Raw genomic sequence first — 20,856 nt, forward strand, 5'->3', positions numbered from 1 at the left:
GAGAGCCAAATGGCGAAGAATCCGTGGACCCCTCGCCCGGCTCAGACCTAAGTGCTTGATTTTCAAGCCGCTTCAGCGTCTGCGCCGGAAGTGGGCGCATTATAGGGGAGTTTCAGAGCAGGTCAACAGTTATTTTACGATCGAGTTGCAGCGGATCAATTCGGCCATGTCCCTGACCGCCTGCTTGAAGCCGACGAAGACGGCCTGGGCGACGATGGCATGGCCGATGTTCAGTTCGTTGATGCCCGGCAGCGCCGCGATGGGTTGGACATTGTGGTAGTGCAGGCCATGGCCGGCATTGACCACCAGCCCGAGGCCAGTGGCGAATTCCACCGCCTTGGCCAGCCGCTGCAGCTCATCGGCTTGCTCTTCCTGGGTCTCCGCTTCGGCGTAGCGACCGGTGTGGAGTTCGATCACCGGAGCACCACTGTCCTTGGCCGCCTGGATCTGCTGCAGATCGGGATCTATAAAGAGAGATACTTCCGAAGCGGGCAGTGCAGCGATGGCGTCGCGGATACGCTGGACCTGCCCCACTACATCCAGGCCACCTTCGGTGGTCAGTTCTTCCCGGCGCTCGGGCACCAGGCAGACGTGCTCGGGACGGATCTCGCGAGCGAATGCCAGCATTTCAGCCGTCAGGGCCACTTCGAGATTCATGCGGGTCTGCAGGAGGTCACGCAGCAGGCGGACATCCCGCTCCTGGATATGGCGACGGTCCTCGCGCAGATGCAGGGTGATGCCATCCGCTCCCGCCTCCTCGGCGTCCAGCGCCGCCTTGACCGGATCGGGATAGCGGGTACCCCGCGCCTGACGCAGGGTGGCGACATGATCGATGTTGACGCCCAACAGAACACGACTGAAGTCTTTCATGGCTTATTCACTTGGCTTGGCGAACAATTCGCGACTCATGAGGGGTTTGCTGCCCAGGTGCGGCGCCAGGGCCTGGCGCATCAGGCGCTTGGCAGCGCGGACTACCGTAGGATCGTCCCATTCGCCACGCTCCAGTGCCAGGATTTCCGCGCCGGCCAGACAACCCGGGCGCACCTCGTCGACGGGCTCGAAGCCCTGGTCCGGAATGAAGCGATAGAGGCGCTGGGCGTCAATGGCCTGGCCATCCAGGGCCAGGGACAGCGAGAAACCGTAGCCCAGCAGATCAAGCAGACGCCATTCGAAGGTGCGCAGCAGGGGTTCGACAGGACGACCCTGGGCTAGGGCAGCGAGGGTCAGACCATAGAGCTCGAAGAGGGCGGGATAGGGATCTTCGGCGGGTAGCAGCCTGACCAGCAGCTCATTGAGATAGAAGCCACTGAATAGCGCCTGCCCCTGGAGTAGAAAAGGCGGCGCCAGGGCCGCCACCTTCTGCAGATTCTTCAGCTCCCCGCGCCCGCTGAGCTGGGCTTCGAGGGGAATGAAGGGCCTGGCCAGACTTCCGGAACGGGAGCGGGCCGCGCGCAACACCGTGCGGACCCGGCCGAAGGCGCCGAACACATCCACCAGCGCACTGCTTTCCCGATAGGGGCGCGCATGCAGGACGAACAGCGGCTCAGACGCCTGCATCGCTAGAGGTCGGAGTAACCCAGAGAGCGCAGGGCGCGCTCGTCATCGGACCAGCCGCCTTTGACCTTGACCCAGAGATTGAGCATGACCTTGGCGTCGAACAGGGTTTCCATGTCCTGGCGGGCTTCCTGGCCGATGCGCTTGATGCGCTCGCCAGCCTGACCGATGAGGATCTTCTTCTGACCATCGCGCTCGACCAGGATCAGGCCATGGATGTGCAACACTCCGTTCTCGTACTTGAATTCCTCGATCTCGACGGCGACCTGATAGGGCAATTCCGCCCCCAACTGACGCATGATCTTTTCGCGAATCAACTCGGCCGCCAGGAAGCGACTGGATCTGTCGGTGATCTGGTCTTCGGGGAAGAAGTGGTCGCCTTCCGGTAGGCGCTCGGCCACCAGCTCTTCAAGGGCATCGAGATTGTGGCCGTGCTGGGCGGAAACCGGAATGAGCGTCGCTTCCGGCAGCTGCTCCTGCAGCCATTGCAGGTGCGGCAGCATGTCGGCCTTGTCTTCCAGGCGATCCATCTTGTTGACGGCGAGCAGCACCGGGCACTTCACGAAGCGGACCCGCTCCAGCACCATCTGGTCTTCGTCGGTCCAGCGGGTACGGTCGACCACGAACACCACGACATCCACATCGCGCAGGGCGGTGACGGCCGTCTTGTTCATGAAGCGGTTGAGCGCCTTCTGGTTTTCCTTGTGCAGACCAGGGGTATCCACATAGATGGTCTGCACCTCACCCTCGGTCTTGATGCCGAGCATGTTGTGCCGGGTCGTCTGCGGCTTGCGCGAGGTGATGGCCAGCTTCTGTCCGAGGATATGGTTGAGCAGCGTGGACTTGCCGACGTTGGGGCGACCCACGATGGCTACGTAGCCGCAGCGCGATGCCTTCAGCTCATCATTCATGACCATTCTCCACGCCCAGGGCGATCAAGGCCGCCGAGGCAGCTATCTGTTCGGCGATGCGGCGACTGACGCCCTGCCCCGTCGTTTTCTCATTGAGCATGGCGATCTCGCATTCGACGAAGAAGACCCGGCAATGGGGCTCTCCTTCGATGGCGACCACCTCGTAGCGCGGCAGGTCGCAGGCGCGTGCCTGGAGGAACTCCTGCAGCCGGGTCTTGGGATCCTTGTTGGTATCCACCGGCGTCAACTCGCGTAGTTGCGGCCCGAGCCAGGCCATGACCCGATCCTTGGCGGCGTCCATGCCGGCATCCAGATAGATGCCGCCAATCAGAGCTTCCATGGCATCGGCGAGGATGGATTCGCGGCGAAAGCCACCGCTCTTGAGTTCACCGGAGCCCAGGCGCAGGTAATCACCCAGTTCGAAACTGCGAGCCAGCAGCGCCAGGGTCTCGCCCTTCACCAACTTGGCCCGCAGACGGGACAGCTGACCTTCGCGGGCCTGAGGGAAGTGATCGTAGAGGGCTTCGCCGATGATGAAGTTGAGGATGGCGTCGCCGAGAAATTCCAGGCGTTCGTTGTTGCGACCGGCAAAGCTGCGGTGCGTGAGGGCGAGCAGCATCAGGTCCGGGTCCTTGAAGGTATAACCCAGCCGACGCTCGAGGCGATCTAGAGATAAAGTCACGGGAGATTTATACGGAAATCACGATTGAAACGAACGACCAGATCGATGTTGCGGATCAGGTGTTCACGTTTTTCATAGTCGAGGTGGATCTGCAGGTGATTGCCTTCGGCTTCGACGCGCATGGCCTTTTGCAGATCGAGATCACGGATGTCGTTTACCTGCATCCCCTTCCCCACATAGCTGTAGACGTCGGACACGCTGCGAATCTGGTTATCGGGATTGTCGCCGATGGATTCGATGACCTTGGTCAGAGCATTGTAGTCCAGGTAATGGGGCGCGAGTTTCATGGCCGTACTGGCCAGGAAAGCGATGATGCAGAGTGCGAGCAGACCACCGAGAAACGACAGCCCCTGCTGACGCGACGGACGACCAGGCACTCTGCGTTCATTCATCTGATGATACCTACGCGAGACAGGGTGGGCATGCTCTGCAGCTTGGGCTCCGGCCAGCTCAGCCAGACGGCGAAGGCCTTGCCGACGATGTTGCGGTCGGGAACCATGCCGAGCAGGTCACGGGGAATGCTGGGATCGTCCCAGTAGCGACTGTCGTTGGAGTTGTCGCGGTTGTCACCCATCATGAAGTAGTGACCGGCAGGCACCTTCCACTCGTGGTCGGGTTCCATGCGGTAGCGGGTCATCTCTTCGCGAATCAGGTGCTCGGCCTTGCCCAGTTGCTCCTTGAACAGCTTGACGCTGCCCAGCGAACCCGGCTCGTCGCCCACCAGCTCCTCGCTGACGCGCTGGCCGTTAACGTACAGCTGCTTGTCGCTGGTGTAGCGGATGGTATCCCCCGGCACCCCGATGACGCGCTTGATGTAGTTGACGCTGGGATCGCTGGGATAGCGGAACACCATGACGTCACCACGCTGGGGATCGCCGATCGGGATGACCTTGAGATCAATCACCGGCAGGCGAATGCCATAGGCGAATTTGTTCACCAGGATGAAATCGCCCACTTCCAGGGTCGGCTTCATGGAGCCCGACGGAATCTGGAAGGGCTCAACCAGGAACGACCTCAGGATCAGCACGATGGCCAGGACAGGAAAGAAGGACTTTCCGTACTCGACCAGCGCCGGCTCCTTGTTCAACTGCTCCAGTACCGCCGGATCGGGCTCGCTGACCTGCTGCCCGTAGGTCTGGATCGCCTTGCGACGACGCGGTGCGAGCACCAGCAGGTCGATGAGGGCCAGGGCGCCGCAGACGGCGACCGCGAGAACCAGCAACAGAGGGAAGTTCAAAGACATGGGCTTCAGCTATCCACCTTGAGCACGGCCAGGAAGGCCTCCTGAGGAATCTCCACGCTACCGACCTGCTTCATGCGCTTCTTGCCCGCCTTCTGCTTTTCCAGCAGCTTGCGCTTACGGGAGACGTCACCGCCGTAGCACTTGGCCAGAACGTTCTTGCGCAGCGCCTTGACGGTGGTACGAGCGACGATCTGACCGCCGATCGCCGCCTGGATCGCCACGTCGAACATCTGCCTGGGAATCAATTCCTTCATCTTCTCGGTCAGGGCGCGACCCTTGTAGTGCGCCTTGTCACGATGGACGATCAGGGCCAGGGCGTCGACCTTCTCGCCGTTGATGAGGACATCGAGCTTGACCAGGCTGGCGGCTTCGAAGCGATCGAAGCTGTAGTCCAGCGAGGCATAGCCGCGGCTCACCGACTTGAGGCGGTCGAAGAAGTCCAGCACCACCTCGTTCATCGGCAGGTCGTAGCTGACCTGCACCTGGCTGCTGAGGAATTGCATGTCGCGCTGGACGCCACGCTTCTCGATGCACAGGGTGATGACGTTGCCCAGATGCTCCTGGGGCACCAGGATATTGGCGCGGACGATGGGCTCGCGCATCTCGGCGACGGAGGCCAGGTCCGGCAGCTTCGACGGGTTGTCGACATAGATGGTGCTGCCATCCTTTAGCACCACCTCGAAGACCACGGTCGGCGCGGTGGTGATGAGGTCGAGATCGTATTCGCGTTCCAGGCGCTCCTGGATGATCTCCATGTGCAGCATGCCGAGGAAGCCGATGCGGAAGCCGAAGCCGAGGGCCTCGGAGCTTTCCGGCTCGTATTGCAGGGCCGCGTCGTTGAGGGTGAGCTTCTGCAGCGCTTCGCGGAAGTCCTCGAAGTCATCGGAGCTGACCGGGAACAGACCGGCGTAGACCTGCGGCTTGACCCGCTGGAAGCCCGGCAGCATGGCCACGTCGGGGGTGGCGCTGAGGGTCAGGGTGTCGCCGACCGGGGCACCGAGAATTTCCTTGATGCCGGCGATGATGAAGCCCACTTCACCGGCCTTCAGATCGGGCATTTCGGTGTGCTTGGGCGAGAAGACGCCGACGCTGTCGACCTGGTGCACCTTGCCGGTGGACTTGACCAGGATCTTGTCGCCCTTCTTGACCCGCCCGTGCTTGACGCGCACCAGCGAGACGACGCCCAGGTAGTTGTCGAACCAGGAATCGATGATCAGCGCCTGCAGGGGCGCGTCGATTTCCCCTTCGGGCGGCGGGATGACCTTGACCAGTTGCTCCAGCACCTCGGGTACGCCCATGCCGCTCTTGGCGCTGCAGGGCACGGCGTCGGTGGCGTCGATGCCGATGATGTGCTCGATCTCGGCCTTGACCTTGTCCGGCTCGGCCTGGGGCAGGTCCATCTTGTTCAGCACCGGCATGACCTCGAGGCCCTGCTCAATGGCGGTGTAGCAGTTGGCGACCGACTGGGCTTCCACGCCCTGGCCCGCATCCACCACCAGCAGCGCGCCTTCGCAGGCGGCCAGCGAACGGCTGACTTCGTAGGTGAAGTCGACGTGGCCGGGGGTATCGATGAAGTTGAGCTGGTAGGTCTTGCCGTCCTGAGCCTTGTAGTACAGCGTGACGCTGTGGGCCTTGATGGTGATGCCGCGCTCGCGCTCGAGATCCATGGAATCCAGGACCTGGGCCTCCATTTCTCGGTCGCTCAAACCACCACAGATCTGGATGAACCGATCCGCAAGCGTCGACTTGCCGTGATCGATGTGGGCGATGATGGAGAAATTGCGGATATGGCTCAGATCACTCACGAATCAGCACTCGAATAGCCAGCAGCGGAACATCCGCCGGGAAAATAGCGGGGGAGTTTACCTGAATGCGGCAAACAAGGGGACTCGCGCCGTTCGAGCGGACAAAAAGAAGGGGCAGTCACCTGCCCCCACTCCCCTACCCGGTCCTTACTTGCCTGGCAGCTTGAAGGTGATGAAGCTGGCGCGGCCCTCGCGCACCACGCGCATCGAGATGGAGCGACCCGCCGGCAGTGCCGAGGTGATCTTCTCGAAGGCCGTGGCGGATTCGATGGGCTGGTTGTTCAGATGGGTGATGACATCGCCCGGACGCAGACCGATGGCCGCGGCGGGACCGTCGCCACTGAGCTTGTTAATGACCACACCGCTCTGGATATCCATGGTCTTCTTCTGCTCGGCGGTCAGGTTGGCCACGGCGATCCCCAGGCGATTGCTGGCCCGATCGGAACCGCGTTCGCCACCGGACGTGGCCTGGTCGTCCTTGGGCATGTCGCCCACGGTGACGCTGAGGTTCTGCCGCTTGCCTTCGCGGATGACCTCCATGTCGGCCTTGGCGCCCGGCTTGAGGTTGCCGATCAGGTGCGGCAGGTCGGCGGATTCCTCGATCTTCTGGCCGTTGACCGAGAGGATGACGTCGCCGACCTTGATGCCGCTCTTGGCTGCCGGGCCGTCGTCCAGAATCTGGGCGACCAGGGCACCGGCCGGACGATCCAGGCCGAAGGACTCGGCGAGATCCTTGTCCACTTCCTGGATGACCACACCGAGCCAGCCACGGCTGACCTTGCCTTCGGTCTTCAGCTGATTGGCCACGTTCATGGCCACGTCGATCGGGATGGCGAAGGACAGCCCCATGAAGCCACCGGAGCGGGTGAAGATCTGCGAGTTGATCCCGACCACCTCACCCTTGAGGTTGAACAGCGGGCCACCGGAGTTGCCCGGATTGATGGCAACGTCGGTCTGGATGAAGGGCACGTAGCTTTCGTTGGGTAGGCTACGGCCCTTGGCGCTGACGATACCGGCGGTGACCGAATGATCGAAGCCGAAGGGCGAGCCGATGGCCAATACCCATTCGCCGACCTTCAATTGATCGGAGCTGCCCAGCTTGAGGGTGGGCAGATCTTTGGCATCGATCTTCAGCAGGGCCACGTCGGTACGGGGATCCGCGCCGATCAGCTTGGCCGTGTGATCGCTGCGATCGGAGAGACGCACCAGGATCTCGTCGGCATCGGCGACCACGTGGTTATTGGTCAGGATGTAGCCATCGGCAGAGATGATGAAGCCGGAACCCAGCGACTGGGCCTGCTCCTGCTTGCCACGGGGACTGCGCGGCATTTGCGGAATGCTGCGCTCGAAGAATTCACGGATGCCCGGCGGCAGACCTTCCAGGTCCGGCATGGTCATGGCGCCAGCGCCGCGACCTTCGGGAATTTTCTGTCGGGTGCTGATATTGACGACCGCGGGAGACGCTGCCTCGACCAGGCCGGTGAAATCCGGCAGATCGGCCCGAGCCATGGCCGTCAGTCCCATCAGCCAGAGCCCCATCAGGGCCGCCGTGTAATGCTTTAGATTGCGCATGCGCATGCAGCTCCACTCTATCCAATGACTTGAACACATCGCTGGCGACCAGCCCTTCCCGGATGGGAGGCATAGTCAGTGACGACTGGCAGCAGAAATAGCACGCCCTTGCTGAACGATAGCTTTCGAAGCTTTTTTGCGACCTGGTCGAAAATCCTTCAGGCAAAAAAAGGGCACCTGAAGCTTAACTCCAGGCGCCCTTTCTGCGGTGAGACCAGCGAATCAACGCTGGGCAGGAGCATCCTGCTTTTCACCAACCGCCGGCTGATTAGCCTTGGCTTCGGCGTTGGCCTTGGTGCTTTCTTCGCTGAAGCTGGCCAGTACGGCCGGGCTACGCGCAGGTTGCGGCACGGTCAGCTGGCTCGGCGCCTGCTGGGCCAGACCCTGGGTAGAGACGTCAGACTGATTGTACATCCGCACACCCGCCAGTACGGCGAAGGTCACGGACGCGGCAACCGCGACACGACCCAGGCTCGACCAGCGACCCTTGCTGACCTGAGCAGCGACGGGCGCTGCCGGGGCTGCGGCGACCTCATCACGCTCCAGCGTGGTGGTAACGCCCTTGGCGATGTCCAGATTCGGCATCATGGGCTCGCCGCGAATCACGGCGCTGACCATGGCGTAGCGCGACCAGGTGGCGCGCAATTCCGGGTCCTTGCTGACCTCGGCGATGACACGCCGGGTTTCGAATTCGTCCGCTTCGTTATCCATAACAGCGGACAGGGATTCCAGCAGGGCTTCACGACTCATACGTATTACCTCTCTAAAAGCTGTCGCCGCTGTCTATGCATCACGCAGCAGGGGCTGCAATGCTTTGTCTATCGCTTCCCGAGCTCGGAAAATCCGAGACCGGACCGTTCCAACCGGACACTGCATGACATTAGCAATGTCTTCGTAGCTGAGGCCTTCGAACTCACGAAGGGTCAGCGCGGTACGCAGATCTTCCGGGAGTTGCTGGATGGTACGGTGCACGGTGGCCTCGATCTCATCCCGCAAGAGGGACCGCTCTGGGGACTCGATATCCTTTAGAGCATGGTCGCCTTCATAAAATTCCGCATCTTCGGCACTGACGTCGCTGTCCGGTGGACGACGACCCCGGGCAACCAGATGGTTTTTCGCCGTGTTGATGGCGATGCGATAAAGCCAGGTGTAGAAAGCGCTATCACCGCGGAAGTTCCCGAGCGCGCGATAGGCCTTGATAAAAGCCTCCTGAGCGACGTCCTGGGCTTCCTGGGTATCGTGGACGAAACGCACGATCAGACCGAGGATCTTGTGCTGATACTTGAGCACCAGCAGGTCGAAGGCACGCTTGTCACCACGCTGGACGCGCTCGACAAGTTGTTGATCCTGCTCCTGGGTGGGCAGGGCTTGCTTGCTGTCCTTGGCTTGCAGCTCTTTATCGTCCTTGCTTTCACTATCGACGCGCGCTGCTAGACTGGGCTGTTGCACGAAAGTTCTCCCCTCCACAGCAGTTGATGAGCGAGCACTAATATGGCTGCTGATCGCTCCTGGGTGTCACTGATTTAGCTTTGGCAGATGGCTCATTCTCGTCTGGGCATTCCCGCCGCACGGATGAGCAATTATCTGTACATAGACCCTGCTCCACGCCCGCGAGTTCCCTGCTCGATGCCGCGCGATGGCTATGCCGTCAGCCGCCTTGTTCCTATACTCGCCGTCTCGGTGAGAAGGAAACGTCATGGCGCGTCATCTGGAATTCGATGTCCTGGTAATCGGCAGCGGCGCCGCGGGCCTGACGCTCGCGCTCAATCTGCCGGCGACGCTGTCGATCGCGGTCTTGAGCAAAGGCGAATTGGCGCAAGGCTCGACCTATTGGGCCCAGGGTGGCGTCGCCGCCGTGCTGGACGAGGGCGATACCGTCGAGGCGCACGTGCAGGATACCCTAATCGCGGGCGCCGGACTGTGTGACGAAGGGGCCGTGCGCTTCACCGTCGAGCACAGTCGCGAGGCCATGCAGTGGCTGATCGACCAGGGCGTGCCCTTCACTCGCGAACAGGACACCGGCAAGGGCGGCCTGGGCTTTCACCTGACCCGTGAAGGCGGCCACAGCCACCGACGCATCATTCACGCCGCCGATGCCACCGGCATGGCCATCTTCGACACCCTGCTGCGCATCGCCGAAGGCCGCCCCAACATACAGCTGCTCAGCCAGCGCGTGGCGGTGGATCTGATCACCACGGAAAAGCTCGGCCGGCCGGGCGCCCGTTGCCTGGGCGCCTATGTGCTCGACCGGACCAGCGATCAGGTGGACACCCTGCACGCACGCTTCACGGTGCTGGCTACCGGCGGGGCCAGCAAGGCCTACCTCTATAGCACCAACCAGGACAGCGCCAGCGGCGACGGTATCGCCATGGCCTGGCGCGCCGGCTGCTCGGTGGCCAACCTGGAATTCAACCAGTTCCATCCCACCTGCCTCTATCACCCCCATGCGCGGAGCTTTCTGATCACCGAAGCCCTGCGTGGCGAGGGCGCGGTGTTGCGCCTGCCCGATGGCGAACGCTTCATGCCGCGCTTCGACCCCCGCGCCGATCTGGCACCGCGGGACGTGGTGGCCCGCGCCATCGACCATGAGATGAAGCGCCTGGGCGTCGACTGCGTCTTCCTCGATATCAGCCACAAGCCGGCGGACTTCGTGCAGGAGCACTTTCCCACGGTCCATCGGCGCTGCCTGGAGCTGGGTATCGACATTACCCGCGATCCGATCCCGGTGGTACCGGCGGCGCACTACACCTGTGGCGGCGTGCGGGTTGATGCGCATGGGCGCACGGATCTCGCCGGCCTCTACGCCATCGGCGAGACCAGCTGCACCGGTCTGCATGGGGCCAATCGCATGGCCAGCAATTCGTTGCTGGAGTGCTTCGTCTATGCCCGCTCGGCGGCGCTGGACATCCAGGCGCAGGAGGCCGAGATCGTCATGCCGCGCGACCTGCCCGACTGGGATGCCAGCCAGGTGACGGACTCGGACGAGGACGTGGTCATCGCCCACAACTGGGACGAACTGCGGCGCTTCATGTGGGACTACGTCGGCATCGTGCGCACCACCAAGCGCCTGGTACGCGCCCGCCATCGCATCCGGCTGCTGATGGACGAGATCGACGAGTTCTATAGCAACTATAGAGTCAGTCGCGACCTGATCGAGTTGCGCAACCTGGCGCAGGTGGCGGAGCTGATCATCGAGAGCGCCCTTGCCCGCCAGGAAAGTCGCGGCCTGCATTTCACCCTGGACTATCCGCAGCTCGCCAGCGACGCCGCCCGGGACACTATTCTGGTGCCGCGAACCGGCGCGGGGCGAAGCGAAGCCTGACCCGCAGGCGGCGATGGGCGTCCGCGGTCAGGCTGTCACGGGCGATGCAGAGACTGCGAGTGAGTCTTTCGCCAGGCAGGCGATAGCGCAGGACCACCAGCAGCGGCAATGCCAGGCTGTCCGGGCATAATTGCACAGCCTGCCAGCCACTGGCCGGCGACCAGAGCTGCCACCCCTCGGCGCCATGCCGTAGCCGCCGCGGAACCTCCGGATAGCGCTGCTGGAGCTGCCGCTGGCGCACACGCTGCCAGGACCAGAGCACCAGCAGCGTCAGGAGAGCTTTGAGCGTCCAGGGAATGGCCGTCAGCCAGGGGCTGATCCCTGCAGCGAACGCCGCTACGGCATGCAGCCGCAGGAGGCCCGCCGAGGCGCTCCAGCGGCATTCGAAGGGCTCAAGCCGGCTGGACACGGTCCAGGATCATGCGCACGATGATCTGCAGGTCGGCGTCTTCCGGTTCGCCGCGCTGCATGAACCAGTGGAACATGTCCTGATCCTCGCACTCGAGCAGCTTGCGATAGCGCGCCTGGTCTTCGGCAGTCAGGGAGGAATAGACCTCCTTGACGAAGGGCACCAGCAACACATCCAGCTCCAGCATGCCGCGGCGGCTGTGCCAGTACAATCTATTGAGTTCGGTAGCTTCGGTACTCATGGGGACTCCTGCGACAATCGGCGCAGTATAAGCCTGAAGCGCCCCATCGCGCAGTGCGCCTGACATTCACTCTGGGCGCGCCTATGATGAGCGGCTTCACTCGACACGGAGCTGCAGCCGCAATGGCCAACTCGCCGTATTTCTGCCGCTTGACCCACGAAGGCGTCCTGGCCATCCGCGGGGTCGATGCGACCAAGTTTCTCCAGGGGCAGCTGACCTGCAACCTCAATTATCTCGCTGACGACCAGGCCGGTCTGGGCGGTCGCTGCACGCCCAAGGGCCGTCTAGTCTCCAGCTTCCGCATCGTCAAGCAGGCCGACGGCTATCTGTTGGCGATGGCCGCGGAACTGGTCGAGCCACTGCTGACCGATCTGAAGAAATATGCGGTCTTCTCCAAGTCGACGCTCGCGGATGAAAGCGCCCAATGGCAACGCCTCGGGCTCTCGGCTGCGGGCTTCGCCAGTGCCTATCCCGACATCGCGCTGGGTGACCAGGCCAATGCCGTGGCGCCGCTCGATGACGGCTTCGCCCTGCGGCTGGAGGATGGCCGGGTCGAGACCTGGCGCGCGGCGGACGCAGCGGTGCCGGCCTTGCCGGAGGTCGCGCTCGATGAGTGGCTGCTGGCCCAGGTGCGGGCCGGCGTGGGCCAGCTGTTCGGCGCGACCCGCGAGCTGTTCGTCCCACAGATGATCAACCTGCAGGCCCTGGATGGCGTGAGCTTTCGCAAGGGCTGCTATACCGGCCAGGAGATCGTCGCGCGCATGCAGTACCTGGGCAAGCTCAAGCGGCGTCTCTATCGCCTGGCCGGCAGCGACCAGCCCCCTGCCGTGGGTACCGAGCTGTTCTCGCCAGTCCATGGCAGCAGCGTGGGCGAGGTGGTACTGGCCGCGCCAAGCGCCGAGGGTTGCGAGTTCCTGGCCGTGCTGCAGGGCGATGCCGTGGCTGACGGGCGCATCGCGCTGGGCAGCTCGGACGGGCCAAACTGCCGTTTACTCGATTTGCCCTACTCTCTCGACAGCGATCGTGAAATAAAGCGCTGAAGGTTGGGATCGCCTTTTCCGCTCCTCACACAGGTATGTCATGACTCCTCTTGCTGAAAAAGTTGTTCAGGATCTTCTCCACGCGATAGACACGGACCGCGTGGTGCTGCCCACCCTTCCCGAGGTGGCCCTGAAGGTCAGAGAAGCGGCCGAAGACCCCAACGTGGGCGTCGCCGAGCTGAGTCGGGTGATCGCCATGGACGCAGCCCTGACGGCGCGCTTGATCAAGGTGGTCAACAGCCCGCTGCTGCGCACCAGCAAGGAGATCACCGACCTGCAGATGGCGGTCGGACGCCTGGGCATCAACTACACGGCGAATCTGGCCACGGGTCTGGCCATGCAGCAGATGTTCCAGGCCACCAGCGACGCCGTGGATCGCAAGATGCGCGAGGTCTGGAGCCAGGGCACCGAGATCGCCGCCATCAGCCATGCGCTGTGCAAGAGGTACACCCGCCTGATGGCCGACCGCGCCCTGCTCGCCGGCCTAGTGCACCAGATCGGCGTGCTGCCGATCCTGACCTATGCCGAAGAGCAGGAAGAACTGCTGGCCAACGCCATCACCCTCGATCAGGTGACCGCGCGCATCCATCCGCAGATCGGCGAACGCATCCTCAAGGTCTGGGATTTCCCGGCCGACATCGCCTGCGTGCCCCGCGAATACCTGGCGCTGGAGCGTCAGCCCGCCGCGGCCGACTATGCCGATATCGTGCAGGTCGCCTCGCAGCTGCACGCGCAGCGTCAGGGTCAGGGTCAGCAGGAGAGCTCGGTCCAGACGCTGCCCGCCGGCATCCGCATGGGGCTGAACAATCAGCCGGACCCCGCTCAGGATCCGGCCTTCTGGGACGCGGTGGAACAGTCGCGCACCCTGCTCGGCTGAGCCTAGGCCTGTCTGAAAAGTCGCCGAGCGGAGGTCAGGCAAGGCAAAAATCCGTGAGGAAGCGGACCGGGCTCGCGAACGAGTTTACGAGTGGTAAATGAGCATTCCGGCCGGGCTGGCGATCCAGCGAATCTTTAACGCAGCATGGCCAAGCACAGGCACTTTTAGACAAGGCCTAGGCTTCCTCGGCGGGAAATTCAACCCTTACCCGTAGCCCGCCGAGCGCGCCGTCCAGCAACTGGATACGGGCGCGGTGGGCGGCGCAGATCTCACCGACGATGGCCAGCCCCAGACCGGCACCACCGGACTGGGGATCCAGGCGCTGAAAGCGCTCGAAGACCTTGGCCCGCGCACTGGCAGGAATGCCGGGACCGTCATCCTCGACCTCCAGCACCGCCGGGGCCAACACCCGCACCACGATGTTGCCACCTGACTGGCTGTGGGCCAGGGCGTTTTCCACCAGATTGCAGAGCAGCTCGTTGAGCAGCGTCGGCTCGCCGATCACCGGCGCCTTGGCGAAGGGCTCGAAGGCCAGGGCGACGCCCTTGGCATGGGCCAGCGGGGCCAGCGCCATGGCCAGCTCCCTGGCCAGCTCGCTGAGTTCCAGGCGCTCGGCACCCCCTTCGGCGATGGCTTGGGCACCACTCTCGATCCGTGCCAGCGACAGCAGCTGATTGGCCAGGCGCGCCAGGCGATCGGTGCTGGTGCGGGTTTCTTCCAGGGTGGCGCACCAGGCCTGGGGCTCGCGTTCGCGCAAGCCCAGTTCGACCCGCGCCTTGATCGCTGCCAGCGGGGTGCGCAACTCATGGGCGGCGTTGGCGATGAAGTCGGCCTGGCGCTCGAACAGTCGGCGCAGACGCAGGGTGAAGCCTTCCAGGGCATGCACCAGCGGCAGCAGTTCCTGGGGCGCGCGCACCTCGGGCAAGGGCCGCAGATCGTCCACCCCGCGTTCTTCCACGGCCCGGCGCAGGCGCTCCAGGGGACGCAGAGCGGCGCCCACCGCCATCCATACCAGCAGGATGGCACCCAGCCCCATCAGCCCCAGGCGGATCAGGGTGTCGGTGAGCAGGCTGCGGGCCACCTCTTCGCGGGCTTCTGCGGTCTCGGCGACACGAATCTCGGCCATGCCGGTGAGATCCGGCTGGCTGACCGGCTGGGCCAGGCTGACCACCCGCACGTCCTTGCCGCGATAGGTGCTGTTGTAGAAGCGCGCCAGGGCCGGATAGTCGCGGGTCAGGGCTGCGTCCGGTGGAGGTGGCGGGATCTCCTCGTAGCCGGAAATCAGTCGGCCACGGGTGTCCAGCACCTGGTAGAAGATGCGTCCGACGTTGTCGTAGGCGAAGTTGTCCAGGGCGATGTAGGGCACATCGGCACGCAGGGTGCCGTTGCTGGCGGACAGGCCCGCGGCGATGGTACGGGCCGAGGCCAGCAGCGTCCGATCATAGGCCACGTCGGCCAGGCGCCGGCCATTGAGATAGGCGGCCAGGCTGCTGACCGCCAGGATCACGGCGAGCAGGATGACCATGCGCAGCAACAGGCGGCCACGCAGGCTGCCAGCGGCCTTCGCCACGTCAGCCATGCTGCTCTTCCAGCAGATAGCCCAGGCCGCGGAAGGTGACGATGCGTACCGCGCCGGCCTCCAGCTTCTTGCGCAGGCGATGCACATAGATCTCGATGGCTTCGGGACTGGCTTCCTCGTCCAGGCCGAAGACTTGCGAGGCGAGCTGCTCTTTGCTCATGACCCGGCCGGGGCGGGCGATGAGTGCAGCCAGTACGGCGTGCTCGCGGGAGGTGAGCGACAGTGCTTCCTCCGCCAAGGTGAAGCGCGAGGTATTGAGGTCGTAGATCAGTGGACCGCAGCGTTGCTGGCGATCCCCGCCCAGCACGCTGCGGCGCAGCAGGGCCTTGACCCGGGCTTCCAACTCGGTGAGCTCGAAGGGCTTGGCCAGGTAGTCGTCGGCACCGAGATTGAGGCCCTGCACCCGATCCTTGACCTCGCCGCGGGCGGTCAGCATCAGCACCGGCAGGCGATCACCGCGCTCGCGCAGGCGCGCCAGGACCTCGAAGCCGTCCATGCGCGGCAGGCCGATATCGAGGATAGCCAGGGCATAGCTCTCACTCTGCAGGGCCAGATCCGCGGCCACGCCATCGTTGAGCAGATCGACGTTGAGCCCGGCATTCTTGAGCGCCTGGGCGACGCTTTCGGCCAGTGGCGGATGATCTTCGACCAATAGGATGCGCACGCTGACAGCTCCCGCTCAAAAAATTCGAGTTTACCGGATACCGGCCAGCTGGCCTGTAGCCGGAACCGCACTATTGCCGCCTTTCACGATTGAAAGGCTGTTGAAAGCTTGGCGGTCTAGAGTGAAAGGTAGCGGTCCCAGAACCGCATGATGCTTGCCCAAGCGCCACCCCTGGTTGGCCAACAACAATAACAAGCGGAACGACATCCATGCTCGCCCTCGCGCAGCTCCACGTGCTCACCCTTCTCTTCTGTGAACGATCGCCGCCCTGGCGAGCCTGAGCCGTGTCCGCCTGTCAGCTTCTGAAATAACAACAAAAGGAAGACGTCGATGAGCACCACCTTGCGCAACCTCACCCTGACCCTGGCCGCCTCCGTGCTGCTGTCCGCCCAGGCCGTGGCCGAACCCAAGCGTCCTGAATGCATCGCCCCGGCCTCCCCGGGTGGTGGCTTCGACCTGACCTGCAAGCTGGCCCAGAGTGGCCTAGTGGAAGCCAAGTTGCTGGACAAGCCCATGCGCGTGACCTACATGCCCGGCGGGGTAGGCGCGGTGGCCTACAACACCGTGGTGGCTCAGCGTCCGGCCGATGGCGACACCATCGTCGCCTTCTCCAGCGGTTCGCTGCTGAACCTGGCCCAGGGCAAGTTCGGTCGTTTCGACGAGAAGGCCGTACGCTGGCTGGCGGCGGTGGGGGCCAGCTATGGCGCCATCGCGGTCAAGGCCGATTCGCCCTACAAGACCCTAGGTGATCTGGTCGAGGCGCTGAAGAAGGACCCGAGCAAGGTGGTGATCGGCTCCGGCGGTACCGTGGGCAGCCAGGACTGGATGCAGACGGCCCTGATCGCCAAAGCCGCCGGTATCAATCCCAAGGAACTGCGCTACGTGGCCCTGGAAGGCGGCGGCGAGATCGCCACCGCGCTGCTGGGCGGCCACATCCAGGTCGGCAGCACCGACATCTCCGACTCCATGCCCCATGTCGAGGCCGGCAACATGCGCCTCCTGGCGGTCTTCGCCGAGCAGCGTTTCGACGAGCCGGCGATGAAGGACATCCCCACCGCGCGTGAGCAGGGCTACGACATCGTCTGGCCCGTGGTCCGCGGCTTCTATGTCGGCCCGAAGGTCACCGACGAGCAGTACAACTGGTGGAAAGCCAGCTTCGACAAGCTGCTGGCGTCCGACGACTTCGCCAAGCTGCGTGATCAGCGCGAACTCTTCCCCTTCGCCATGACCGGTGCCGAACTGGATGCCTATGTGCAGAAGGAAGTCGCGCGCTACCGCGGCATGGCCAAGGAATTCGGCCTGATCCAGTAACAGAGCCCCCGCCCCTGGCGCCCCTCCGGGCGCCTTCGAGGATGTCGACATGATCTTCCAACGCGCCTTCATGGCGGTCTGGCTGGTGGCCGGACTCGTCATGCTGTTCATCGCCCGGGATTACCAGGCGCCCTTCTCCTACGAGCCGGTCGGTCCGCGGGCCTATCCGATGCTGATGTTCGGGCTGATGAGCCTGGGCCTGGCCTATCTGATCATTCGTCCCACGCCGATCGGCGACGGTGAAGACCAGAAGCCGCTGGACGCTTCCTCGCTGCGCAAGGTGGTGGCCTGCTGCGTCATCCTGCTGGGCTATGCCCTGACCTTCCAGCCGCTGGGCTTCCCCTTGAGCGCCTTCCTGACCGCCACCCTGTGCGGCCTACTCTATGGCGGCCGCCTGATGCCTTGTGCCCTGGTCAGCCTGCTGCTCTCGGTAAGTCTCTATGTGCTGTTCGACCGGGTGATGGAAGTCCCCCTACCCCTTGGCGTGCTGGAATTCCTGGAAGGCTGACATGGAAACCTTGAATTTTCTGATGCAGGGCTTTGGCGTCGCCATGACGCCGACCAACCTGATCGTGGCGCTGATCGGCACCCTGATCGGTACCGTGGTGGGTTTGTTGCCGGGTCTCGGGCCGATCAACGGCATCGCCCTCTTGATCCCGGTGGCCTTCGCCCTGGGCCTGCCGCCGGAAACCTCGCTGATCCTGCTGGCGGCGGTCTATCTGGGCTGCGAGTACGGCGGTCGGATCTCCTCGATCCTGCTGAACATCCCCGGCGAAGCCGCGACCATGATGACCTGTCTGGACGGCTATCCGCTGGCACGCCAGGGCATGGCGGGCGTAGCCCTGTCGCTGTCGGCCTGGAGCTCCTTCATTGGCGCCTTCATCGCCACCTGCGGCATGGTGCTGTTCTCGCCGCTGCTGGCCAAGTGGGCGATCGCCTTCGGTCCCGCGGAATACTTCGCGCTGATGGCCCTGGCCATTCTCAGCCTCTCCGGCATGGCCGCCGAAAAGCCGGTCAAGACCCTGGTCGCCGCGCTGTTCGGCCTGGCCATCGCCTCCGTGGGCATCGACGCCAACAGCGGCGTCTATCGCTTCACCTTCGACAACGTGCACCTGGCCGACGGCATCGACTTCGTGATCCTGGTACTGGGCCTGTTCTCGGTGAGCGAACTGCTCCTGCTGCTGGAGCAGACCCATCACGGTCAGGTCGCGGTCAAGGCTACCGGGCGCATGCTGTTCAATGTGCGCGAAGCGCGCAGCGTGTTCATGGTCAACCTGCGCAGCTCGGTGAGCGGCTTCATCATCGGCGTGCTGCCGGGCGCCGGCGCGACCCTGGCCAGTGCCCTGGCCTACACCACCGAGAAGCGCATGGCCGGTGCCGATGGCAAGTTCGGCAAGGGTGACCTGCGTGGTCTGGCCGCACCGGAAACCGCCATCGGCGCGGCGGTGTGCGGCAACATGATTCCCATGCTGACCCTGGGCATCCCCGGCTCGGGCACCACCGCGGTGATGATCGGCGCCCTGACCCTGTACAACATCACCCCCGGCCCGCTGCTGTTCCAGAACGAGCCGAATCTGGTGTGGGGCCTGATCGCCTCGCTGTTCATCGCCAACGTGATGCTGCTGATCCTCAACGTGCCCATGGTGAAGATGTTCACCAAGATCCTCGATGTGCCGAACTGGTCGCTGGCCCCGGCCATCGCCATCATCACCGGCATCGGCGTCTACGCGGTGCACGCCACCACCTTCGACCTGGTGTTGATGGTCTGCGTGGGCATCTTCGGCTACATCATGCGCAAGCTGGACTTCCCGCTCTCACCGCTGCTGCTGGGCTTCATCCTCGGCGAGCTGATGGAGACGAGTCTGAGACGCGCACTGTCGATCTCCAACGGCGAAGTGGGCATCCTCTGGCAGAGCGGCATCAGCCAGGCCATCTGGATCGTCTGCATCCTGATGGTGGCCCTGCCCTTCTACCGTGCCTGGCGCAAGCGTCGCGCACCCAAGGCCGCGACCGTCTGAGGTCGGCGACACCCGCGCCCGCGGCCGGAGTCCTTCCGCCCGCGGGCTTTTTCATTCAGGAAGATTTGAAGCTCTTCTTCGGATAGATGTCGTAGCGGCTGGACTTGCCCTCCAGCACATAGCCCGGTTTCACCCCTTCGATGACCGGTGCCTTGCGCGGGCGCTTGACCACCACCCGGTGACTGGCGCGGGCCAGGGCGGCGGCGAGCAAGGCCGGGGCATCCAGGTCGTCGCCCACCAGCGGGCGGAACAGGCGCATTTCCTTCTTCACCAAGGCGCTCTTGTCGCGATGGGGGAACATGGGATCCAGATAGATCACCTCGGGCGCCTCGCCCTCCCCGCCCTGCAGGTAGGTGGTGGAATCGGCCTGTACCAGGGTCATCAGGGCAACGATGCCGGCCGCCTCGGGGTCCCGCGCCGCGCGGGCCAGGCCGTCTTCGAGCAGGGCGGCGATCAGCGGCTGGCGCTCCAGCAGCGTCACCGGGCAACCCAGGGTGGCCAGCACGAAGGCGTCGCGGCCCAGACCCGCGGTGGCATCGAGGATACGCGGGCGCACACCCGGCCCGACCCCGACCGCCTTGGCGATCATCTGGCCGGCGCCGCCGCCGAACTTGCGTCTATGGGCCGCTGCGCCCTCGACGAAATCCACCCGCACCGGACCCGGCGCCTCCGGGCCGCGCTGGACCAGTTGCAGGCCTTGAGCGCCGAACTGCAGGGCGAACTCTTCGGTGGTGGCGGTACCCAGGGGCAGGCCCAGGCGCGCGGCCCAGGCCGCGGCGGCCTCGGTGAAGGCGGGTTCCAGGGCTTCGACGATAAGCGCGGGGTGGGCGGTGGACATGGGCGACTCGCAGGCGAAAAGACCCGTCATTCTACCGGCAGACGCGAAAGCCACCCATGTCGACATGGAAATGATCGCGGTGCGCCGCGTTGTAGTCCGGTCCCAGGGTGGTATTGAAGGAGCGGCAGGCCCCGTCGCGTACCAGCCGCAGAAAGCGCTGGGCCTGGGGATCGCCCTTCCAGTCCCGCGCCACGCTGATGCGCCGACCGTCGGCCAGGCGCAGCCCGGCGATGTCCAGCGCATTGGCGGTGGCGTGCTGACTGCGCCGGCCGCTGGCGCGACCGTAGATGTTGCGGCAGGCGAAGCTGCCATAGTGCTCCACCTCGGCGACCCGCTGGCCATAGACGGCTTCGGCGGCCGGTTGCAGGGCCTGGCGTTCGAACAGCGCGAAACTCACCGCCAGCGGACAGCTGGCGACGAAGCTGCCGTTGAGGCGCACCCCTTCCCCCCGCTGGATGCGTACCGCCCGCTCCAGCGGGCAGTCGGCCGAACCGGGATTGCCGCGCAATTCGCGAAAGTTGAGCGCCGAGGTGGCCAGGGACGCCGCGCAATAGTCGGCATCGGCCTGCAGACGCCAGAGCTTGAGCCGGGTGAAGGCATTGGCGGGTGCCTGGATATCCAGTGGCGCCCAGGGGTTATAGGCCGGCGGGATGCGTAGCCAGCCCTGGTCGAAGGCGGTGTGCAGACCGCTGTAGAGCAGGATGACGAGACCGAGCAGGTGTCTGGCTTTCATGCGGCGCGCCGAAGAGGATTCACAAGGCGAAGTCTTCATCAGACCGGAGCGGCCAGC

The 20,856-nt window shown here is 64.1% G+C and carries 22 protein-coding genes; 6 read left to right on the forward strand and 16 right to left on the reverse strand.

What is annotated here, in order from left to right; all coding sequences use genetic code 11:
- Positions 1-129: 129 nt before the first annotated feature.
- From pdxJ to rpoE, 10 genes are all read right to left on the reverse strand, one after another.
- Positions 130-870, reverse strand: coding sequence for a pyridoxine 5'-phosphate synthase (pdxJ, locus tag BMZ43_RS11875; protein ID WP_093253800.1), 741 nt, complete (start codon positions 868-870; stop codon positions 130-132).
- A gap of 3 nt (positions 871-873) precedes the next feature.
- The gene (gene recO, locus BMZ43_RS11880; protein WP_093253803.1) at positions 874-1,557 is read right to left on the reverse strand and encodes a DNA repair protein RecO; all 684 of its coding nucleotides are present in this window, start codon (positions 1,555-1,557) and stop codon (positions 874-876) included.
- 2 nt (positions 1,558-1,559) lie between these two features.
- Positions 1,560-2,465 (reverse strand): GTPase Era, encoded by a 906-nt coding sequence (gene era, locus BMZ43_RS11885; RefSeq protein ID WP_017640152.1) that lies wholly within the window; start codon positions 2,463-2,465, stop codon positions 1,560-1,562.
- Positions 2,458-3,147, reverse strand: a complete 690-nt coding sequence (gene rnc / locus BMZ43_RS11890; RefSeq protein ID WP_064307342.1) for a ribonuclease III — start codon at positions 3,145-3,147, stop codon at positions 2,458-2,460. Before rnc ends, era begins: the two co-directional genes overlap by 8 nt.
- Positions 3,144-3,539, reverse strand: a complete 396-nt coding sequence (locus BMZ43_RS11895; protein WP_017640150.1) for a DUF4845 domain-containing protein — start codon at positions 3,537-3,539, stop codon at positions 3,144-3,146. The genes rnc and BMZ43_RS11895 overlap by 4 nt, the downstream gene beginning before the upstream one ends.
- On the reverse strand, positions 3,536-4,390 hold the full coding sequence (gene lepB / locus BMZ43_RS11900; RefSeq protein WP_093253806.1) for a signal peptidase I: 855 nt from the start codon (positions 4,388-4,390) through the stop codon (positions 3,536-3,538). Before lepB ends, BMZ43_RS11895 begins: the two co-directional genes overlap by 4 nt.
- A gap of 5 nt (positions 4,391-4,395) precedes the next feature.
- Entirely contained in the window at positions 4,396-6,195 is a 1,800-nt protein-coding gene (lepA, locus tag BMZ43_RS11905; RefSeq protein ID WP_017640148.1) for a translation elongation factor 4, read from the reverse strand.
- A 147-nt stretch (positions 6,196-6,342) separates the two neighbouring features.
- Positions 6,343-7,767 carry a DegQ family serine endoprotease gene (locus tag BMZ43_RS11910; protein ID WP_026083737.1) on the reverse strand — a complete coding sequence of 475 codons (1,425 nt, stop codon included), beginning with the start codon at positions 7,765-7,767 and terminating at the stop codon, positions 6,343-6,345.
- 222 nt (positions 7,768-7,989) lie between these two features.
- Complete coding sequence (locus BMZ43_RS11915; protein WP_093253809.1) at positions 7,990-8,517, reverse strand: sigma-E factor negative regulatory protein; 528 nt, start codon at positions 8,515-8,517, stop codon at positions 7,990-7,992.
- A gap of 33 nt (positions 8,518-8,550) precedes the next feature.
- Complete coding sequence (gene rpoE / locus BMZ43_RS11920) at positions 8,551-9,132, reverse strand: RNA polymerase sigma factor RpoE/AlgU (protein WP_026083736.1); 582 nt, start codon at positions 9,130-9,132, stop codon at positions 8,551-8,553.
- Between the two features lie 331 nt (positions 9,133-9,463).
- Between rpoE and nadB the strand changes: the two genes are divergently transcribed.
- Entirely contained in the window at positions 9,464-11,089 is a 1,626-nt protein-coding gene (gene nadB / locus BMZ43_RS11925; RefSeq protein ID WP_017640143.1) for an L-aspartate oxidase, read from the forward strand.
- Here nadB and BMZ43_RS11930 read toward each other — a convergent pair.
- Both BMZ43_RS11930 and BMZ43_RS11935 read right to left on the reverse strand, forming a co-directional pair.
- Positions 11,046-11,498: a protein YgfX gene (locus BMZ43_RS11930; RefSeq protein WP_017640142.1), complete on the reverse strand. Its 453-nt coding sequence runs from the start codon at positions 11,496-11,498 to the stop codon at positions 11,046-11,048. The genes nadB and BMZ43_RS11930 overlap by 44 nt on opposite strands.
- Positions 11,482-11,739 carry an FAD assembly factor SdhE gene (locus BMZ43_RS11935; RefSeq protein WP_068383084.1) on the reverse strand — a complete coding sequence of 86 codons (258 nt, stop codon included), beginning with the start codon at positions 11,737-11,739 and terminating at the stop codon, positions 11,482-11,484. The genes BMZ43_RS11930 and BMZ43_RS11935 overlap by 17 nt, the downstream gene beginning before the upstream one ends.
- 122 nt (positions 11,740-11,861) lie before the next feature.
- Between BMZ43_RS11935 and BMZ43_RS11940 the strand changes: the two genes are divergently transcribed.
- Positions 11,862-12,779: a CAF17-like 4Fe-4S cluster assembly/insertion protein YgfZ gene (locus tag BMZ43_RS11940; protein ID WP_017640140.1), complete on the forward strand. Its 918-nt coding sequence runs from the start codon at positions 11,862-11,864 to the stop codon at positions 12,777-12,779.
- Positions 12,780-12,819: 40 nt separating this feature from the next.
- Positions 12,820-13,656, forward strand: a complete 837-nt coding sequence (locus tag BMZ43_RS11945; RefSeq protein WP_093253814.1) for an HDOD domain-containing protein — start codon at positions 12,820-12,822, stop codon at positions 13,654-13,656.
- 175 nt (positions 13,657-13,831) lie between these two features.
- Here the strand turns inward: BMZ43_RS11945 and BMZ43_RS11950 are convergent, their stop codons facing one another.
- Together BMZ43_RS11950 and BMZ43_RS11955 are read right to left on the reverse strand one after the other, a co-directional pair.
- Positions 13,832-15,235: a sensor histidine kinase gene (locus tag BMZ43_RS11950; RefSeq protein ID WP_093253817.1), complete on the reverse strand. Its 1,404-nt coding sequence runs from the start codon at positions 15,233-15,235 to the stop codon at positions 13,832-13,834.
- Positions 15,228-15,899: a response regulator gene (locus tag BMZ43_RS11955; RefSeq protein WP_093253821.1), complete on the reverse strand. Its 672-nt coding sequence runs from the start codon at positions 15,897-15,899 to the stop codon at positions 15,228-15,230. The genes BMZ43_RS11950 and BMZ43_RS11955 overlap by 8 nt, the downstream gene beginning before the upstream one ends.
- 330 nt (positions 15,900-16,229) lie before the next feature.
- Here BMZ43_RS11955 and BMZ43_RS11960 point away from each other — a divergent pair, with 330 nt between their 5' ends.
- The 3 genes from BMZ43_RS11960 to BMZ43_RS11970 are packed head-to-tail and all read left to right on the forward strand — an operon-like array spanning position 16,230 to position 19,228.
- Complete coding sequence (locus BMZ43_RS11960; RefSeq protein WP_017640136.1) at positions 16,230-17,210, forward strand: Bug family tripartite tricarboxylate transporter substrate binding protein; 981 nt, start codon at positions 16,230-16,232, stop codon at positions 17,208-17,210.
- A gap of 49 nt (positions 17,211-17,259) precedes the next feature.
- Positions 17,260-17,718 (forward strand): tripartite tricarboxylate transporter TctB family protein, encoded by a 459-nt coding sequence (locus BMZ43_RS11965; protein WP_017640135.1) that lies wholly within the window; start codon positions 17,260-17,262, stop codon positions 17,716-17,718.
- A gap of 1 nt (position 17,719) precedes the next feature.
- The gene (locus tag BMZ43_RS11970) at positions 17,720-19,228 is read left to right on the forward strand and encodes a tripartite tricarboxylate transporter permease (protein ID WP_064307347.1); all 1,509 of its coding nucleotides are present in this window, start codon (positions 17,720-17,722) and stop codon (positions 19,226-19,228) included.
- A 55-nt stretch (positions 19,229-19,283) separates the two neighbouring features.
- On the opposite strand, the gene BMZ43_RS11975 is transcribed toward BMZ43_RS11970, so the two are convergent.
- On the reverse strand, positions 19,284-20,066 hold the full coding sequence (locus tag BMZ43_RS11975) for a class I SAM-dependent methyltransferase (RefSeq protein WP_093254384.1): 783 nt from the start codon (positions 20,064-20,066) through the stop codon (positions 19,284-19,286).
- Between the two features lie 31 nt (positions 20,067-20,097).
- A complete protein-coding gene (locus BMZ43_RS11980) occupies positions 20,098-20,799 on the reverse strand; it encodes an extensin-like domain-containing protein (protein WP_093253826.1) in 702 nt (233 codons plus the stop codon).
- Positions 20,800-20,856: the final 57 nt, after the last annotated feature.

Origin of the sequence: Pseudomonas sp. Snoq117.2 (assembly GCF_900110545.1) — a bacterium.
GTDB classification, from domain to species: Bacteria; Pseudomonadota; Gammaproteobacteria; order Pseudomonadales; family Pseudomonadaceae; genus Chryseomonas; species Chryseomonas benzopyrenica.

Excerpts from the sequence above, each read along its gene's own strand:
- BMZ43_RS11980 (WP_093253826.1), bottom strand. The coding sequence starts at position 20,799 with ATGAAAGCCAGACACCTGCTCGGTCTCGTCATCCTGCTCTACAGCGGT.
- BMZ43_RS11950 (WP_093253817.1), bottom strand. The coding sequence starts at position 15,235 with ATGGCTGACGTGGCGAAGGCCGCTGGCAGCCTGCGTGGCCGCCTGTTG.
- BMZ43_RS11940 (WP_017640140.1), top strand. The coding sequence starts at position 11,862 with ATGGCCAACTCGCCGTATTTCTGCCGCTTGACCCACGAAGGCGTCCTG.
- lepB (WP_093253806.1), bottom strand. The coding sequence starts at position 4,390 with ATGTCTTTGAACTTCCCTCTGTTGCTGGTTCTCGCGGTCGCCGTCTGC.
- pdxJ (WP_093253800.1), bottom strand. The coding sequence starts at position 870 with ATGAAAGACTTCAGTCGTGTTCTGTTGGGCGTCAACATCGATCATGTC.
- recO (WP_093253803.1), bottom strand. The coding sequence starts at position 1,557 with ATGCAGGCGTCTGAGCCGCTGTTCGTCCTGCATGCGCGCCCCTATCGG.
- BMZ43_RS11915 (WP_093253809.1), bottom strand. The coding sequence starts at position 8,517 with ATGAGTCGTGAAGCCCTGCTGGAATCCCTGTCCGCTGTTATGGATAAC.
- BMZ43_RS11910 (WP_026083737.1), bottom strand. The coding sequence starts at position 7,767 with ATGCGCAATCTAAAGCATTACACGGCGGCCCTGATGGGGCTCTGGCTG.
- BMZ43_RS11975 (WP_093254384.1), bottom strand. The coding sequence starts at position 20,066 with ATGTCCACCGCCCACCCCGCGCTTATCGTCGAAGCCCTGGAACCCGCC.
- BMZ43_RS11945 (WP_093253814.1), top strand. The coding sequence starts at position 12,820 with ATGACTCCTCTTGCTGAAAAAGTTGTTCAGGATCTTCTCCACGCGATA.
- BMZ43_RS11960 (WP_017640136.1), top strand. The coding sequence starts at position 16,230 with ATGAGCACCACCTTGCGCAACCTCACCCTGACCCTGGCCGCCTCCGTG.
- BMZ43_RS11965 (WP_017640135.1), top strand. The coding sequence starts at position 17,260 with ATGATCTTCCAACGCGCCTTCATGGCGGTCTGGCTGGTGGCCGGACTC.
- BMZ43_RS11970 (WP_064307347.1), top strand. The coding sequence starts at position 17,720 with ATGGAAACCTTGAATTTTCTGATGCAGGGCTTTGGCGTCGCCATGACG.
- era (WP_017640152.1), bottom strand. The coding sequence starts at position 2,465 with ATGAATGATGAGCTGAAGGCATCGCGCTGCGGCTACGTAGCCATCGTG.
- BMZ43_RS11895 (WP_017640150.1), bottom strand. The coding sequence starts at position 3,539 with ATGAATGAACGCAGAGTGCCTGGTCGTCCGTCGCGTCAGCAGGGGCTG.
- BMZ43_RS11935 (WP_068383084.1), bottom strand. The coding sequence starts at position 11,739 with ATGAGTACCGAAGCTACCGAACTCAATAGATTGTACTGGCACAGCCGC.
- nadB (WP_017640143.1), top strand. The coding sequence starts at position 9,464 with ATGGCGCGTCATCTGGAATTCGATGTCCTGGTAATCGGCAGCGGCGCC.